Source organism: Natronincola peptidivorans (assembly GCF_900111615.1).
Classification (GTDB): domain Bacteria; phylum Bacillota; class Clostridia; order Peptostreptococcales; family Natronincolaceae; genus Natronincola_A; species Natronincola_A peptidivorans.
The window spans coordinates 22,092-38,529 of the sequence record NZ_FOHU01000015.1; the positions used below are offsets into that span (position 1 = coordinate 22,092).

General features: G+C 35.7%; 14 protein-coding genes and 1 pseudogene. 4 read left to right on the forward strand and 11 right to left on the reverse strand.

Translation table 11 applies throughout. From position 1 onward, the window contains the following. Positions 1-7: 7 nt before the first annotated feature. Entirely contained in the window at positions 8-2,092 is a 2,085-nt protein-coding gene (locus BMX10_RS13865) for a molybdopterin-containing oxidoreductase family protein (RefSeq protein WP_090445506.1), read from the reverse strand. Positions 2,093-2,616: 524 nt separating this feature from the next. Between BMX10_RS13865 and BMX10_RS13870 the strand changes: the two genes are divergently transcribed. Then, entirely contained in the window at positions 2,617-3,012 is a 396-nt protein-coding gene (locus tag BMX10_RS13870; protein WP_090445509.1) for a hypothetical protein, read from the forward strand. Positions 3,013-3,360: 348 nt separating this feature from the next. Here the strand turns inward: BMX10_RS13870 and BMX10_RS13875 are convergent, their stop codons facing one another. Further along, positions 3,361-3,858, reverse strand: coding sequence for a YcxB family protein (locus BMX10_RS13875; RefSeq protein WP_090445512.1), 498 nt, complete (start codon positions 3,856-3,858; stop codon positions 3,361-3,363). A 935-nt stretch (positions 3,859-4,793) separates the two neighbouring features. On the opposite strand from BMX10_RS13875, the gene BMX10_RS13880 reads away from it, so the two are divergent. Both BMX10_RS13880 and BMX10_RS13885 read left to right on the forward strand, forming a co-directional pair. Beyond that, complete coding sequence (locus BMX10_RS13880; protein WP_090445515.1) at positions 4,794-6,011, forward strand: efflux RND transporter periplasmic adaptor subunit; 1,218 nt, start codon at positions 4,794-4,796, stop codon at positions 6,009-6,011. Further along, on the forward strand, positions 6,011-9,106 hold the full coding sequence (locus tag BMX10_RS13885) for an efflux RND transporter permease subunit (protein WP_090445518.1): 3,096 nt from the start codon (positions 6,011-6,013) through the stop codon (positions 9,104-9,106). Before BMX10_RS13880 ends, BMX10_RS13885 begins: the two co-directional genes overlap by 1 nt. Positions 9,107-9,162: 56 nt before the next feature. On the opposite strand, the gene BMX10_RS18085 is transcribed toward BMX10_RS13885, so the two are convergent. From BMX10_RS18085 to BMX10_RS13900, 4 genes are all read right to left on the reverse strand, one after another. Continuing rightward, entirely contained in the window at positions 9,163-9,315 is a 153-nt protein-coding gene (locus tag BMX10_RS18085) for a hypothetical protein (RefSeq protein ID WP_170834830.1), read from the reverse strand. A gap of 495 nt (positions 9,316-9,810) precedes the next feature. Then, positions 9,811-10,344, reverse strand: coding sequence for a PIN domain-containing protein (locus tag BMX10_RS13890; protein ID WP_090445521.1), 534 nt, complete (start codon positions 10,342-10,344; stop codon positions 9,811-9,813). Next, on the reverse strand, positions 10,337-11,095 hold the full coding sequence (locus BMX10_RS13895; protein WP_090445525.1) for an ImmA/IrrE family metallo-endopeptidase: 759 nt from the start codon (positions 11,093-11,095) through the stop codon (positions 10,337-10,339). The genes BMX10_RS13890 and BMX10_RS13895 overlap by 8 nt, the downstream gene beginning before the upstream one ends. 2 nt (positions 11,096-11,097) lie before the next feature. Continuing rightward, a complete protein-coding gene (locus BMX10_RS13900) occupies positions 11,098-11,436 on the reverse strand; it encodes a helix-turn-helix domain-containing protein (RefSeq protein WP_170834831.1) in 339 nt (112 codons plus the stop codon). Positions 11,437-11,787: 351 nt separating this feature from the next. Here BMX10_RS13900 and BMX10_RS13905 point away from each other — a divergent pair, with 351 nt between their 5' ends. After that, positions 11,788-12,609, forward strand: coding sequence for a hypothetical protein (locus tag BMX10_RS13905; protein ID WP_090445530.1), 822 nt, complete (start codon positions 11,788-11,790; stop codon positions 12,607-12,609). A gap of 69 nt (positions 12,610-12,678) precedes the next feature. Here BMX10_RS13905 and BMX10_RS18615 read toward each other — a convergent pair whose 3' ends face one another. The 5 genes and pseudogenes from BMX10_RS18615 to BMX10_RS13935 all read right to left on the reverse strand — a co-directional run bounded on the left by BMX10_RS18615 (position 12,679) and on the right by BMX10_RS13935 (position 16,409). Continuing rightward, a complete protein-coding gene (locus BMX10_RS18615) occupies positions 12,679-13,074 on the reverse strand; it encodes a DUF6713 family protein (RefSeq protein ID WP_408633605.1) in 396 nt (131 codons plus the stop codon). A gap of 270 nt (positions 13,075-13,344) precedes the next feature. Next, entirely contained in the window at positions 13,345-13,965 is a 621-nt protein-coding gene (locus BMX10_RS13915) for an SIR2 family NAD-dependent protein deacylase (RefSeq protein WP_090445536.1), read from the reverse strand. Positions 13,966-14,048: 83 nt separating this feature from the next. Beyond that, positions 14,049-15,029: an alpha/beta hydrolase gene (locus tag BMX10_RS13920; RefSeq protein WP_090445540.1), complete on the reverse strand. Its 981-nt coding sequence runs from the start codon at positions 15,027-15,029 to the stop codon at positions 14,049-14,051. A gap of 77 nt (positions 15,030-15,106) precedes the next feature. Then, a pseudogene (locus BMX10_RS13930) lies at positions 15,107-15,504 on the reverse strand (PH domain-containing protein). A gap of 26 nt (positions 15,505-15,530) precedes the next feature. Beyond that, positions 15,531-16,409: a hypothetical protein gene (locus tag BMX10_RS13935; RefSeq protein WP_090445548.1), complete on the reverse strand. Its 879-nt coding sequence runs from the start codon at positions 16,407-16,409 to the stop codon at positions 15,531-15,533. Positions 16,410-16,438: the final 29 nt, after the last annotated feature.

Genomic DNA, 16,438 nt, shown 5'->3' on the forward strand with positions numbered 1-16,438 from the left:
AGCTATTTTATTCAGCCTTGCTTATACGTGCCAACAATGCACGATCAGCTGGAAACCCACATACAGGATCTAAAACAGCATTGTCCGTCAATAGATTTGCATTTGCATTGTCCCATCCATGAGGTATAGAGATTACACCTGGCATAATATCCTGGGTAAAACAGGCCTTTATTTCAATAGCTCCTCTTGGAGTTTCAATTCTTATCCTTTGTTTATTGTTGATTCCCAATTCTTCTCCATCTATGGGATTCAACAGTGCTAGTGGCTCATAAAGCCTATTTCGTAAAGAAGCTACATTCCGATACCTTGAATGATAAAATTCTATTTCACGGGCACCCGTTGTCAGGACAAAGGGATATTCACTAGCTAAATCCTTTCTGCTTACAGGACTTTCATCTGGCTCCTCAAAGATAGGTAATGGATTGTAACCAAATCTCTCAAGAATCTGTGAGTACAGCTCCACTTTATTAGAAGGTGTTTGGAATCCAGCATTTTCATACTTTTGCATCACTACATCCCTATACTGATAGCCTTCAGTACCGTTAAGCTGTTTTAAGGTAATCCCTAATGGTTGAAGCCTAAATTCCATAGCTTCCTCTTGAGACTCCCAAGGGAACATATCTTTATAACCCATTTCTTTTGCTAATTTCATAATAAACTCCCATTCGCTGATACACCCTTCTTCCTCCAGCACCTTGGGAATAAGGCAGAGTATTGGTAAACCATAGGTAGTGGCCCGGTCCCAAAACTCATTTCTCTCAAGAAATGTTGCTGCTGGCAGAACCATGTCCGCCATCTCTGAGGTCTCTGTCATAAAATGATCCATAACCACCAAGAAATCCAGCTTCTTAAAAGCCCTTTTAAGCTTTTCAGCATTGGGCCAAGTACTGATAGGGTTGCTTCCCATGATTATCATAGCATTTATTACATTTGGTTCACTATCTAGTATCCCATCACTGAATACATTTGCCTGAGCATTTTTGTATATGTCATAAAACAATGGAAATCTTGATTCTCCTATGGCAGTAGGTAACGCATCCAAATCTTCCTCTATTCTAAGGGGTGATAATGTCGCAGGTGGTGACATCAAGGCGCCTCCTGCAATATCTAGGTTTCCAGTAATAGCTTGTAGAACAGTCATCCCTCTTATGGCTTGAAATCCATTGGTCTGTAGTTCAACTGCAATGCCTGGAGTAATATTGCCAGGTCCATTGGTTGCAAAAATCCTGGCTGCTCTTATGATTTTTTCTGAAGGAACCCGGGTAATTTTTGAAGCCCATTCTGGTGTAAATTCTTTTACATGCTGGGCTAATTCTTCAAAACCAAAGGTCCATTTTTCTACGAAATTTTTGTCATATAGGTTTTCATTGATTATGACATGGATCATAGCAAGGGCTAGAGCCCCATCCGTACCAGGACGTATTTGGAGAAAAAGGTCTGCTTTCTTAGCCAATTCTGTCTTTATGGGATCAATCACTATCAGACAGGCACCTTTTTTCATGGCAGTATTTACATTGTTAGCTAAAGTAGGACAAGATTTTTGATGGTTAGATCCCCATAAAACAACAGATTTACTATTTATGTAGTCAGGGACAGTCAAGGCACCATAGGTAACTCTTCCTGCCATATCCTTCGACTTATGACAGTGACTGCCACATGTAGAAAAGTTAGGGGTACCATAAGTAAAACAGAACCTTTCTAAATAAGGTGTAAACTCCCTTCGAACACCTGCCTGCCCCACATGTACAGCTAAAGCTTCTGGGCCATAGTCCTTCTTTAGCTCCTTTAGCTTTTTTGCAATGATGTCAATTGCTTCAGCCCATGATATCTTCTGCCAGCTGTTATCTTTATTTTTTATCATTGGTTCTTTCAGACGATGGGGACTGTTTACAATCTCTGGCAATGCTTTACCCTTCACACATATGTAACCTCTTGTTACTGGATTATCCTTATCTCCGCTAGCTTTTATAAGCTTGTTATTTTCAATGTGCAGCAATATCCCACAGCCGCTGTTACATATACTGCATATACTAGCTACAGTTTTGGCTTTTGTGCTATTATACCTCGAGTCATCAATTGATTTTTGTATCATGAGAATCACCTCCAATTTTTTTGAGTTGTATTTTTACTTATTTTGACATTATATTATTTCTTGCATCTATGTACCAATTGAAAATATCTATCTACTTTCAGAAGGCAATAACTATTTTCTATAAACTTTCTCTTCCCCGCAAGCCAGCAGGTAAAACACTATGTATTTCTTTCGACATTTCTCGTCACGGGAACAAATTCATTTTACCATCCCACTGTCTTTATTAAAAATCGAAGTTTTCTATGTTTGTATATACATAAATAGAAAACTTCGATAGCACTTTAACAAAATGTAGACCTTTATCCTCTTGATGTTCTACTATAATAGTTCAATTATCCCCTTGGCTTTCATCCCATCATTAGTGGATTATTACAGCTTATAAATAATTAAAGCCTAAATATTGTTTATTATATTAATGCTAAATGAATCATTTAAAAATCCTATGCCAAGCATGAAATGAAAAGTAAAGGAATATATTTCTTTCATATAACAGTGAATTTGGATAATTAAGGAGTGATGATAATATGAAAAAAAAATTATATACTTGGGAAAAAGAGGCTTCCTTAGGTAGTCCTATTCTGCAATCTAATAATCGCAAGCTTCGTTACAACGTTATATTTGCTGGTGCTGAAAAGCTAGAGGATTCTATGCACCATAGAGTACACTTCATATATACGTTTTTTCCTACATCACCCTCTATGGACTATGGTTGTGGCTTAACTTTTAGCTCCAATATAACTATTACTGCTATCCCTGGAGAAATAGTGAGATTTGCAAATCATTTAGGGATTATGGAGGAGGTGACCGTCACCTATCGTCCAGAGGACTATGGTTCCTATCATCGTTTTTTTCCCATTAAACATATGAAGTTATTGGAAATAGAAAAGGATTATCTCCGTTATAAGATCCATTGTGAATAAGAGAAGCTTCTTCTATAGCTGCAAAGTTTCTTAGAAGTAAATATCTTTTTTGTATTTTAATAGAGATCTACCTATAGAATCCCTAGATGCTGGTGCTGTTCAATTGACCTTTCCTTTATAATATATAAGTGATTCTACTGACCATCCTAAGGCGTCACGGATAGTGCTGCGGCAAAAACACAGGGAAGTTTTATTTGACACCAAAGCTATTCATTTTTATCTGGTATGCTTTTGCCTATCAGTACTGATTTCTTACTTATGCTATTTAAGCAGCTTAGCTTTTATTTGGTATTTTTTATCTAGTTTGTCTTAAACAGATGATGCAAATGGAATTTAAATTTAGTCACTTTATTTCTTTCTAATATTCGGACATTTATCTATAAGAAATGATTTGAATTCATGTTCATTCCCCACTGTAAATCCATCCTTTTTAATCATCAACCCTTGCCTTTCTATCATCACAATATATAAGTTTTTAGTTTCTAGTAAGTTGGTAATTTGCTCATAATTTATAGATAGATTAGACTGTCCCACAGTGCTTTTTAATTTATCTTCATAAAATGTATAGGTTGCTTGAGGTGAATCCCCATGTAATCCATAAAAGTTTTTTATAATCTTGTTCTTTTTAAACAGATGCCCCTTGAAAAATAGAAATACTCCAAATATTGCTGTTAAAATTGTGAAAGGAAGAAAATCACCCATCGAAGCAAGGATTATTGATGGTAAGGCTATTCCTCCTATGGCTATTATTCGAATTTTCTTCTCATAAATTTTGAAAGTTTCCTGTATGAATTCTGTTAATACATCTTCTTTTATCACTGTCTTATTTTCCAATAATACACTCATTAAATGTCCTCCTTATATGATTTATAAATCTCCCAATGCAGTATAGTCTACAAAATATTTGCTTAGCATTTTCCATCAGCCTTTAATAGATGATGCGTCATATGCAAAACCGAGGGTCGGCATGGAAACCGACCCCTACCATATGATACAGCCTTATTTTTTGTAGGGGCAGGTCTCTGTACCTGCCCGGATGTTATGCATTTTTCATCTAGGATGTCTATAATCCAAATCCATTTTCAATCATTTTCGTAAGCTTAGATAAAGCTCTAACTGCTGTGTACCATCAATGATATCATGGTCAACCAATGCTGTTATATGTATATATTCTCATATTTTAATTTTATCCCCTACGACACCTGGTTTTTTAATAATTGAACCAACCGCAAAGCATAGTGGGTGAACACTTACTGGGACCACCTATATTGTTTTCTTACACTAAATTTCCATTTTTTGAAACTTTTATTCCGTTTTTGGTGTATATTATAGGTGGGGTTTTTTGTTTCCCCTTCAAAAGCACCTTAAAGCCTTGACATTTCTAACTAGTAATTACAATAATTACATGATAATATAGTATTATCCTATTTACAGAATTAATCAAAATCAGGAAAATACTGATAATAACAGCTGCTTATTGGAAGTAACTAGCGAAAGTATTGATAACGTATTGAAATAGTAAATATTTCCAAAATTAACTTTTAAAGTAAGTTTCCTTATCATATACTGTATACTAGGAACTAAAGGAAGTAACAATCACTAAACTGTTTAAAGGAGGGAAATGCAATATATTTTTTTTGCAATTATTCTATAATTACTTATTTGCAAAAGAATGTAGGAGTAATGTAGAAAGGCTTTGTAAGGTAAATATGGGAAAAAGCACAACAAATCGTAGTATTACTTTAAATTATGCTAGAAATATTATGGAGGTATAGTATCGTATGTTAAGAATCAAAAAATCAATCAGTATGATTATGCTAATGCTTTTGACAGTGACATTTTTTGTAGGATGTGGAAGTAAGGAGGAAGAAACAGTAGCTGCACAGCTAACTGCTATAGAGACTTACAGTGTAAAAACGGGGGATATTCAGCTTGTACATAATTCCTTTGGTAATATAAAGCCATTGAGAGAGGTGGCAATTGTACCTAAGGTTGCAGAAAAAGTAACAAGCATAATGAAGGATATGGGGGATAGAGTTGCTGAGGGAGATATTTTATTTTCCCTAGAGAAAACAAGTTTTTACCAACAATTAGACCAATTAGACGCTCAGCTTCGTCAACAGTTAATGCAGGCAGAGGCGGCTATGAGGCAGACTGAAATTCAGTACTATAGTGCAAAGGAAGACTATAACAGGATGAAAGCCTTATATGAGGCACAGGCAGTATCCCGTCAAATGCTTGATACCCATGAAAATGCTTATAAGTTGGCAGAATCCCAATATAATAATGCAAAAGACAACTACTATTTATTACAAAACAAGGTTTTAGTTGGAACAGCTGAAGACAATACTCATTTAACAGCAGAAGCTAAATCAGTTTTAGAAACCCAAAAAGAATCAATCCTAAAAATGATAACAGATTCTGAAGTAAGGTCTCCTATTACAGGTATTGTTGCCAATCGCAATATTGAAATAGGCGAGATGGTTTCACCACAGATGCCGGCCTTTACTGTTGTGGATATTGATGCTGTTGTCATAGAAACTGAAGTAACTGAAGGAATGATAAGCAGTATTTCTATTGGTCAAGAAACTGCTGTCTCTATTCAGGCATTAGATGGTAAAAAATTTACTGGAATTGTTGATTCTATCAGTCCTGTTGTATCAGAACAAAGAGTTGGTTATCCAGTGAAAATAATCATTAATAATGTAACCCATGAAATTAGACCTGGTATGTTTGCAGAAATATCATTTGTCATAGATAATAGGAGCAATACTCTATTAGTTCCTATGGAAGCAGTACTGACTATTGATGGTGTGAGCTCTGTATTTGTTTTAAAAGATAATGACATTGTTGCTAGGCAAATGGTTGAAACAGGAGCTAAGGATGGAGAGTACTTTGAAATAACCAAGGGCCTTCAGGAAGGTGATTTGGTTGTTGTAAAAGGTCAGCACTTTATTATTGATGGAGAAAAGGTACAGCCCGTGGGGGGTGTGCAATAATGAAAATATCAGATATAGCCATTAAAAGACCTGTATCAGTAATAATGCTGGTAATGATGATTATTGTCTTAGGTGCAGTGTCCTTTATGGGGCTAAATTTGGACTTTTTTCCCGATATAGCTTTTCCTATGGCAGTTGTTATTACAGAATATGATGGTGTTGGTCCTCAGGAAATTGAAACCATTATAACTAGACCCGTTGAACAGGTCATGGGTACAGTTGATAACTTTAAAAGTGTTTCTTCTGTATCATCAAATGGGATGTCTATGGTGATGGTGGAATTTACACAGGGAACCAATATGGATTATGCTGCTCTGCAAATGAGAGAGAGCGTAGATATGGTTAAGGGAATGTGGCCTAATGAGGTACGCAATCCCATGATATTTCAGTATGATATGAGTATGATTCCAATTATTCAGTTTGGAATGTCCTACGGTGATGACCTTGCTGGGTTAAAGACTTTGGCAGAGGATCATGTAAGGGATCGTCTAGAACGTATTAACGGAGTTGCTGCTGTAGATATATATGGCGGGCTTGAAGACGAAATCAAAATTAGTATCATCCCTCACAAAATGCAGGGTTACGACCTATCCTTAAACCAAGTATCTCAAGCATTGAGAATGGAGAATCTTAGTCGACCCGGCGGATTGTTGACTGAAGGAAAGTATCAATATACAGTAAGAACTACTGGCGAGTTTGACACTATTGATGAAATTAGAAATTTACCCATTGCTACATCCAGAGGAATCATAAGATTATCTGATATAGCAGAAGTTACCCAAGGATATAAAGATGCTTATGTAAATGCCACCATGAATGGAGATCCAACGGTATTAGTTCAAATCAGGAAACAATCTGGATTTAATACCGTTAGAGTATCTGATAGCATTAATGATGAGCTTGATTTGATAAAAGAAGAGTTATCGGATGTAGAGTTTAGAACGATATTTGACCAAGCAGATTTTGTTAAGGAATCCCTAGGCAGTGTAACAAGGAATGCCTTCGCTGGTGGTATACTGGCAATTTTTGTACTGCTAATTTTTTTGAAAAATATTAGAACTACCTTTATTGTAGGGGCGGCAATTCCAATATCGATTATTACCACATTTATCCTTATATACTTTAGTGGAATTACCCTAAATATGATGTCCCTTGGAGGCTTAGCTCTGGGTATTGGAATGCTGGTGGATAGCGCAATTGTTGTACTGGAAAGTATATTTAGATATCGTGAGGAGGGCTATAGTCGTATCGATGCTGCTAGAGAAGGTAGTAAAGAGGTTGCAATGGCTGTAACAGCATCCACTATGACGACTGTAGCGGTGTTTTTACCAATTGCCTTCATTCGCGATAATATGGCTATTGAGATGTTCAGAGAGCTTGCTTTAACAGTTGCCTTTTCTCTACTTGCTTCATTAGTAATTTCCTTAACCTTAGTACCTATGTTGGCTTCCAAGATTTTAAAAATAGATCGTAATGGCGACAAAACAAAGAGAACACCCCTTGCTATCATAGGTCGAGGATTTGACAAGCTGATGAAAAGAGTTGAAATTAAGTATGAAGGCCTATTAAGTTGGTCCATAGGCCATAGAAAAACAATCGTTACTGGAACCCTTATATTGTTTGTTCTTAGCATTGGAATGGCTACCTTATTTACTGGAGCTGAGTTTTTTCCAGATGCTGATGAAGGTATGTTTACTGTTAGTATTGAATTACCAAAAGGATATACACTGGAAGAAACCTCTAAAATAGCTGCTGCAGTGGGAGAACGTGTTCAAGAGTTCCCAGAACTAGACTATCTCTTTGTTTTAGAAGGTGATGATGGTGATCCCAGTGCAGCAGTAATCTATGCATCCTTTGGCTCTAGACTAGATCGTGATAAGGGGATCGAGGAGCTACTGGACGAGGTTCGTGATAAGCTACAGGGAATTGCTGGTGCCAAAATAGGCGTGCAAAAATTTGACATGATGCAAATGGGGGCAGGCGGTAGCCCCATAACTGTAAATATAAAGGGTGATGACCTAGAAACTTTAGAATCTCTAGCAGAAGTAGTGGTTGATGAGGTAAGCTTAGTTCCAGGAACTAGAGAAGTATCATCCTCTATTCAACAGACTGTACCAGAGGCTCAGGTGAAAATTAATAGAGACAAAGCATCACAATACGGTGTATCTACCTATACCTTGGCTGAAACCATTCAAACAGCCATTATGGGTCAGACGGTTACAAGGTATAGAGTAAGTGGTGAAGAAATAGATGTGAGCTTAAGGTTTCATGAGGGCTGGAGAAGTGAATTAAGTGATTTGCAAAAAATCTATGTAACCTCTCCCATGGGACAGCAGATTCCACTTCAAGAGCTGGCTGATATATACTATGGAGAGGCACCCGCCAGTATATCAAGGGATAATCAAGTAAGACAGGTAACTGTTACGGGAGATATCAGTGGAAGAGACTCTCGAAGTGTATTTGTTGATATACAAAATAGAATCAATGCAATGAATGTACCCAATGGATACGAGGTAACCTTAGGTGGAGAAAATGAGGAAATGATTGCGGCAGCAAAGGCATTTGCCCTTGCCCTGATCCTGGCTATATTACTAGTCTATATGATTATGGCATCACAGTTTGAATCCCTACTGCATCCATTTATCATTATGTTTACTGTACCACTGGCCTTTATAGGAATAGCCCTTGCTATGTCTATAACAAGGAAGCCCTTTAGTGTCCCAGCATTTACAGGGATCATCATGCTGACAGGTATTGTTGTAAACAATGCCATCGTACTTGTGGATTATATTAATACCCTCAGGAAAAGGGGAATGGAAAGAGCAGAAGCTATTCGTAAAGCCGGGCCTATTAGATTAAGACCTATTCTCATGACTTCCCTAACAACAGTGCTAGGACTTATCCCATTGGCACTAGGTATAGGAGAAGGTGCAGAACAGCAAGCACCAATGGCTATTACAGTAATTGGTGGATTAAGCTTCGCTACCCTGTTAACACTAGTGTTTATTCCAGTTGTGTATACATTGTTTGATGACTTTAAAAACTGGGCTGTAAGGAAGATATTAAAAAGAAAAGATAAGACTTTAAGTGCATAGGGAATTTTATATAATAGAAATACCACCTTCAAAAAAGAGGGTGGTATTTTGCTACATCATTCTTTATGCTTTAAAACCTTTTTTAAGTATTTCTCTACTTCTATTTCTGCTTCAGCATTAATGATATCTACTTTGATCCCTGCTCTTTCCGCCATCTCAGCATAGGGTTTTCCATTTATCTCGATGTTTTGGCCACTATTTTCATCCAATGAATAATATCACTGTAAACCTCTTGTTTATTTATTGCATTTAACATTTCATGGCATCCGCCTGTATAATGTTTATCTAATTCGTCTTAGAAAGATCATGCGTAATATATTACATATTCGGGCGACCTGTGGTCGCCCGATTCCTGCACATTTTACATCAAAGGCATCACAACATTATTTTACATTTAAATATAGAACCTCCTGAAAATTTCTAATTCAAATCACTATTTATCGATTTCTCCAAGGCAGCTTCTATATAAATGGTCTGTACATCTGTAAAAACCTCTTCTGCTACTTCTAGAGATAACTTTATCCTTTGTTTTCACCAGTGCTTCCGCCGATTCTAGTCTATGCAATTCTATACTATTACCTTCTCCATGCAAGCATAAAACCCTTTTATAAAACCAAGGGCAATCGCCATGTCCCCTTGGCCTTCTTAGCCTTCATTATGCAAAAAAGACCAACCATATAATTAGCTGATCTTGTTGTAAAACATTATTTTATCGTTTTAAGGTAATCTGTAAAGGAGCTGGTAGGCAGCATCCTTCTTTTAGAAATCATATTGCTCCATATTTGATTTCCAGCTGTTTCGTCTATGTACCCAGCATCTAATGCCGCTACTAATATGCTTGCAGTATCCACATGCTCCAATTGATATTTTCCCACGTATTTGGATATATCCTTAAGATTATTGCTGGCAATAATTCCTTCATGTGTCTTTGCTAAAGCTATAGCTGCTGCTTCACCTTTACCTATAATTCCTTCTCCTTTAGATGGAGCAATTGATAATTCATAGTAAATCTGATAGGCATCTGTGTTTGTTAAAATTTCTTTGGTGAAAATATCTCCACTCAAGCAAAGCTGATTCACTTTACGCTTTATGTGGGGAATGCTTGGATTTGATAATCCATTATAAACTTGCTTAGGTAATACAATTCTTCCTGGATATAATTTAAATAATATATTTTCTTCTTTTACCCACAGAAAAGAAGATATGCAATCTGTATCAAAAAACAGTTTATTAGTCATAATTTTCTTCCTCTTGTTCATTATGACCGTAAACAATGTCTCCTCTAAAACCATTTAGCAATATTTCTTCATATTTCCCAGTTGAGATGAGGCCCTTGCTTTTTATTTGATCCGCTAGTTTAATATATTTGCCAAAGGTAGCATATTGCTTATCCTCTGGTGTAGGTATATACAGTTTATCATCATAACCAAGCTTTATTGCAGAAGCTATGATCCCCTTCTTCATGGCATTGGCTGTTTCATGGGTTAAATATCCATCATTGACTAGTCTCCATAATGTCGCCTGTCTACTTAATCCATAGTATTGTTCTATTTTTACAACATCGCCTATTTCTAGATATAGCTTTTCTTTTTTGAGTTTATTTTTTATAAAGTCTGTCAAAGACTCATAAGGTGCTAAAAAATAGGATGCAAACAGATCTGCTTCTTTTTCCTGTGGATCCTTATTTATCTCAAGATCTTTGGAGCACACAATGCTTTTATAGTCTTCATGAAAAAATAAATGATACAGTTCATGAGCGATTGTAAAACGCTGTCTCCCATAAGTTGAGGTTGAATTAATACCGATTATTTTATTTCTCCTATCCTTAATGCACATACCACTCATTTGACTACTCATAGGATAAAAAACCATGGTTAAGTCATCATTATTATGAAGTAAAGAGAAGATATCAATAGGAGAGTGGCTGTCCTCCCCAAAATTCTTACGTAAGCTTATGGCTTCCCCATTTATTTCTATTTTCTCTTTCAAATCTATTCCCCCTCAAGCAAGTCTTCCATGAATCGCAGATTTAGAGCAATTTTATTCATAGCCGCTATTGTCTCTAAATCCTCCATGGCTACACTCTTTGCTCTAAGAGCTATAGGTATTGGCATAAATTCGCTAGATTCATTTGTAAAGTATTCTATTGTGCAGCCAAATAGCTCTGCTGCCTTTTCAAGTATATCTACACTAAATTGTCTTTCATTTTTCTCGCATTTTGAAATATAGCTCTGATCAACATCTAGATACTGAGCCATTTGACTTTGTGTCAGTCCTATCCTATTTCGCAACTCATTAAATCTCTTACCTGTCAGTTCAGAATTTAACATAGTTACACCTCCCCTTATACTGTTATTATATGTTATGTTTGTCATAAAATCAACTTGTTATTAACATGTAATTATGACAAGATAAAGGATGTTTTAAAAAAAGGTAGAAAAGCAGCGATCACCTTCAATAAATATTTTAGCCCACCTCCAGATGGGGCCACAGGGACCTTTTGTTTGCCATCAAAGCTGCTTAATTTTATCTACCAAAGGAATAGGACCTAGTCTGAAAATGAAAAATTTGATATAATTTGACCAACATAGTAAAATACATCAGTAAAACAAATACATGTATGTCCTTGCCCCATGATTGTCTATAATGAACTAGTTATGCTAAATGGAGGTGCTTTAAAGATGAATAGATATAAAGATATAGCTGTGTTGTCCATGCTGCTTTTATTACTCTTATCAATAGGCTGTACAAAAGATACTAGAATAAATGTGGATAATATGGAGGGAAAAGACGTTATAGCCATTGTTAATGGAGAAAAAATTACCGGCACAGATATAGAAAAAGAAATTGAGGATAGCAGATATGTCTCAATGGTAGTAGAAGCTTTTGCTGTAGGCACAATAGTTGGGGAAGATTCACAAATAGATACTGCTGAAAGCCTTTTGGGGCTTGATAAGACAAATTTGTCAGCGCACGAAATAAGGTATCTTGAAGACATAAGACGAAAAGAAGAGAACAAAATCCTGGAGGATAATGAAGCATTCAATAAAATCATTAGAAGAAAAGTTTTGTACCAAGAAGCACAAAATCATTTGCCTATGGTATCTACTGAAGAAGCACTGAAAACATTGCAGCAAATGGAAGAAACATCGAGACGAAATCTGGAGGAAGCAGATGAAGATCTTGCAGCTTGGTATCAGGAGGCTATTGAGATTGAAAATGCTATAGCACAAGAATTTGGTTATGATAGTGCCTCAGCTAGACGAAAAGCTCGTGCAGATGATTTAGCAGTATCCATGACCATTAGCAAACTGAAGGGTATGTTTGAGGATAAATTAATGAGAAAAAATCCAGACATACAAGGAATTGATCTAGTAATTTATGCATTCTGCATGTGGGAGGACTATACTGAGTTTCTTTTAAGGGCTGCAGACATACAGCAAATCCATCATGAGTATGAGATTAATTTTTATGGTAATCAATGGGAGGAAGAGATATTTTAAAAGACTGCTCAGGTGACAGATGAAATTCTCCCGGGTGTTTTAAAATCAGATTCATTCAGTTCCTAAAAACTAAAGATAGTAAGAGTAAAATATCAAATTAATCATCCCAGTGACAGCGGCGCCTCCTATAAATAGAAAAGAAGAAAAAGACTTAAACACGTTTGTTTCCCACTTCCTAGCGATTAAGTGAATGATTAAATGCAGAACCCCCAAAACATTTATCCCTATCCAAAGAGGAAAATTTATAAAATGAAATACAGACCATAGGTAATAAAAGAAAAATCCGCAAAAAAATACATGAAAATACAGAAACACTAGATATTGGGTTCTGCTTTTCAAAGATTTAAGAAAACCTAGCATTTTCCATTCCTCTACATAAAAGGCATCAAACTCATGCATAAAAAGACAAATAACATTTATTGTCGTTACAAAAAGTATAAATGTTTTCAATAATACCACCTCCATTATCTTTTATGTATATATTTATATTATACATGATTTCTACTTAAAATGAAAAAACTGGAAATTAATCCAGCTCATCCTGTTTTTTATTGACAAATTGTCTCTCAACCTCTTCAATGATTTCTCTAGGTATTCTACCATCAGTATCTGCATACTCTAGCACTTATCCTCTTGGTATTCTTATATGACATCCAAAACGTCCCCGTGTCATAGAGAATCTCTAGATGATGGTGATATCCAATTGCCCTTCCCTTTTGTAGAATGAAATTTAATTCATTCGCTGAACGATTCTTGATGCTTTAAAACCTCTTTTAAGTATTTCTCTACTTCTATTTCCGCTTCAGCATTAATGATATCTACTTTTATCCCTGCTGTTTCCGCCATAAAAACCAAATCATTTACTGTTGAGGTATAAAAGGAGGTTCCTACAACTAAAAGTCTGTTGCTTGAATCAATGAGATTGATAGCATCAAAATATTGAGGAATCTCATCTCCATATAAAACAACATTAGGCTCCAGCAGTTGATTACATCCTCCACAGTAAATAGATTTGCGAAGTATCTCAAAGGGGTAGTCTTCCTTACATCCTTTACATGACACATAGTCCAAGTTGCCATGGATCTCAATAATTTCTTTGCTGCCTGCTGCCCTATGGAGTCCGTCAACATTCATAGTGACAATCGGTATTTTATATTCTGCTAAGGCTAAATGAGCCCTATTGGGCTTTGATGATGTAATGATATCCTTCATTTTAAGCAGAATATCATAAAACTCTTGAGGATGTTCATTGAAATATTCTCTGCTTAATTTATCCCTTATATCCCCCAACTCGTCAAATGTTGGTACCCCGCTGGCCTTTGAAATACCTGCCCCCGTCAAAGCTACAAGCTTCATAGATAATAACCTCCCTCTATCTCCATCATTTTTCTGCGTCTTTTTTATATCCACAATGCTGTTGAAGATCTTTATGATTTTATTTACTGTTGGTCTTTAGTATTCTCCATTTGTTTCACTGTATTGACAGTTGTTTTGATCCAATGAATGATATCATTATAAACCTCTTGTTTATTGATTTCATTTAGCATTTCATGTCGTCCCCCTGTATATAGCTTATATTGAATATCTTTGATCCCAAGCTTTTCATAGGCTTGATAAACCTTTTTAACCTCTTCTCCATAATCCCCCACAGGATCATTTTCACCTGAAAGGATATAAATAGGCAGGTTCTTAGGTGTTTTTTCTATATTTTCTTTTTGATGAAGCGCTTCAATACCATTGAAAAGATCATAAAATCCTCCCGTTGTAAAAATAAATCCGCATAGTGGGTCCTCTACATAAGTTTCAACGGCTTTGGCGTCTCTGCTCAACCAATCAAAATTGGTTTGATTCGGTTGAAACCGCTTATTAAAGCCTCCAAAGGCTAGCGTATCTAAAAACTTGTTTGGCTTCCTTTTATTATGTATCAGTTTGCTCAGCACAGCAGCTTTTATGCCAATTTTGCCTAAGAGTCCCTTACTATATCCTGTACCGCTTAAGATTAAGGCATCTACTGCTTTAGGAAATAGCTGCACATATCTCCGGGCTAAAAAAGATCCCATGCTGTGTCCAAATAAGATAATTTTTCCTTGAGGATATTCTTGCTTTATTTTTTCAGTGATTTCATGTAAGTCGTTAATGACTCTCTCCCATCCATCTCTATCAGCGAAATATCCTAATTCTTTAGGATCCTTTGCTGTTTTCCCATGTCCTCTGTGATCATTCCCATAGACAATACAGCCTTCCTTCACTAATGCATTAGCAAAATCATGATAACGCTCAATATGCTCTGCCATTCCATGAACAATTTGAACCACCACTGGATTTGGAGAGCAATCTTTAGGTGACCATCTTTTTAAATGAATAGATTCCCCATCAGTTGTTTTCATCTTTTCTATAATAATATCTACTTGGCTATTCATCAATACCACCTCCCGGCTGTATCCCCTTCAAAGCTTGGCTGCGGTGAAGGGATGTGATGTCTTATTTGTCTTTTGCCTTATATTCTAATATCTATGTTGTTATTTTCCTTCAAAATCAGCTCAATAAAATAATCCCTATTTTTTGGAGAAATCAATGTCATGCCGGAGTAACCATGCCTTATTTCAATCCTATCAATAGAAAGTGCTGCAGATGAAAGCGGATTACGTGTTTTTTTATGCTTTTAATATCTTTTATTAATATTCTTTCACTGAAAGGGCCGCATTTTACAATAAGATTTTCCCCGGAAATATAATATCTTGTACCAAACCATATCCAACCAATAAAACCTGCGGTTCCTAACATTAGAATTATAGCAAACCAGGCTTTACTCATAATTGAAGCAATAAGTCCTCCACCTATAGAAATCCAAATTAAAAGTCCAAGCCATAAATCTTTCTTAGAATCAAATCTCATAAAAAATCCTCCTATGTTAAGACGTCTTATTGGCTAAGCCTAAAGAAGTCATGATTTCCCCAATATTCACTAAACCAATACTTTTCTTTGGCATTATAATAAGTTTTTTCATAATACCTAGTATCTCCTTTATAAAACTCTATAACAATACCTAAATAATCTTGGTTTGTCTTATATATTTCTTCCGAGGACTTTGCAAGGGCATTAGCTAAATTCAGTTCTATTTCCTCTTTTATATAATCAATAGCATCATCCTTCATGTGATTTCTACTTTCAAATTTAATAAATAGTACATCCCCCTTAAAGCTTTTTTGGAAAGAAACTTCCTTAATCCTCCACCAGTATTTTCTTTCTATCTTCCTCTTAAATTGCTGCATTTCTTCTGTCAGTATAGCTCTAGATGATAGCTCCATACTAGAATCCTCAAAATAATTACTTTCTATTGTATTATCACTTAACAGCATATTCTGTTCAATGACCTTTATATTCCCTATAAATACCCTATAATTTACTTCACTCCATCTTAAATTCATTTCAACTAGTTCTCTAGGTGGTGATATTCCTAAAGGTCTTGGTTTGTTGACTATAAAAACATCCATAAACATATGCCTACTATTTTGTATTTCCTCTCTTGTTGAATCTTCTAGAAAATAATAATCTGCATAAAGCATATCTTCTATTTTATAGAATTTATATTTTGCTAAGTTCGGCATTGAATAGTAGGTAGAAATAACTTCATCAAAAAAATTAACTCCATTTATTGAAAATGAAAGCTCTTCAGCATTGTTCTTATCAAAAAACAGCTCTTCTGAGATGGGATTACTTGTATCTTTTACAGCCTGTTGGCTGCATCCAATGAGCAAAACTATGGTAAAAATAAATAGAAATCCTATAGTTCTTTTCACATAATCCCTCCTCTAATATAATCTTTAAA

Coding starts and splice junctions, on each gene's coding strand:
- BMX10_RS13865 (WP_090445506.1), bottom strand. CDS start 2,092: ATGATACAAAAATCAATTGATGACTCGAGGTATAATAGCACAAAAGCC.
- BMX10_RS13870 (WP_090445509.1), top strand. CDS start 2,617: ATGAAAAAAAAATTATATACTTGGGAAAAAGAGGCTTCCTTAGGTAGT.
- BMX10_RS13875 (WP_090445512.1), bottom strand. CDS start 3,858: ATGAGTGTATTATTGGAAAATAAGACAGTGATAAAAGAAGATGTATTA.
- BMX10_RS13880 (WP_090445515.1), top strand. CDS start 4,794: ATGTTAAGAATCAAAAAATCAATCAGTATGATTATGCTAATGCTTTTG.
- BMX10_RS13885 (WP_090445518.1), top strand. CDS start 6,011: ATGAAAATATCAGATATAGCCATTAAAAGACCTGTATCAGTAATAATG.
- BMX10_RS13890 (WP_090445521.1), bottom strand. CDS start 10,344: ATGACTAATAAACTGTTTTTTGATACAGATTGCATATCTTCTTTTCTG.
- BMX10_RS13900 (WP_170834831.1), bottom strand. CDS start 11,436: ATGTTAAATTCTGAACTGACAGGTAAGAGATTTAATGAGTTGCGAAAT.
- BMX10_RS13905 (WP_090445530.1), top strand. CDS start 11,788: ATGAATAGATATAAAGATATAGCTGTGTTGTCCATGCTGCTTTTATTA.
- BMX10_RS18615 (WP_408633605.1), bottom strand. CDS start 13,074: ATGGAGGTGGTATTATTGAAAACATTTATACTTTTTGTAACGACAATA.
- BMX10_RS13915 (WP_090445536.1), bottom strand. CDS start 13,965: ATGAAGCTTGTAGCTTTGACGGGGGCAGGTATTTCAAAGGCCAGCGGG.
- BMX10_RS13920 (WP_090445540.1), bottom strand. CDS start 15,029: ATGAATAGCCAAGTAGATATTATTATAGAAAAGATGAAAACAACTGAT.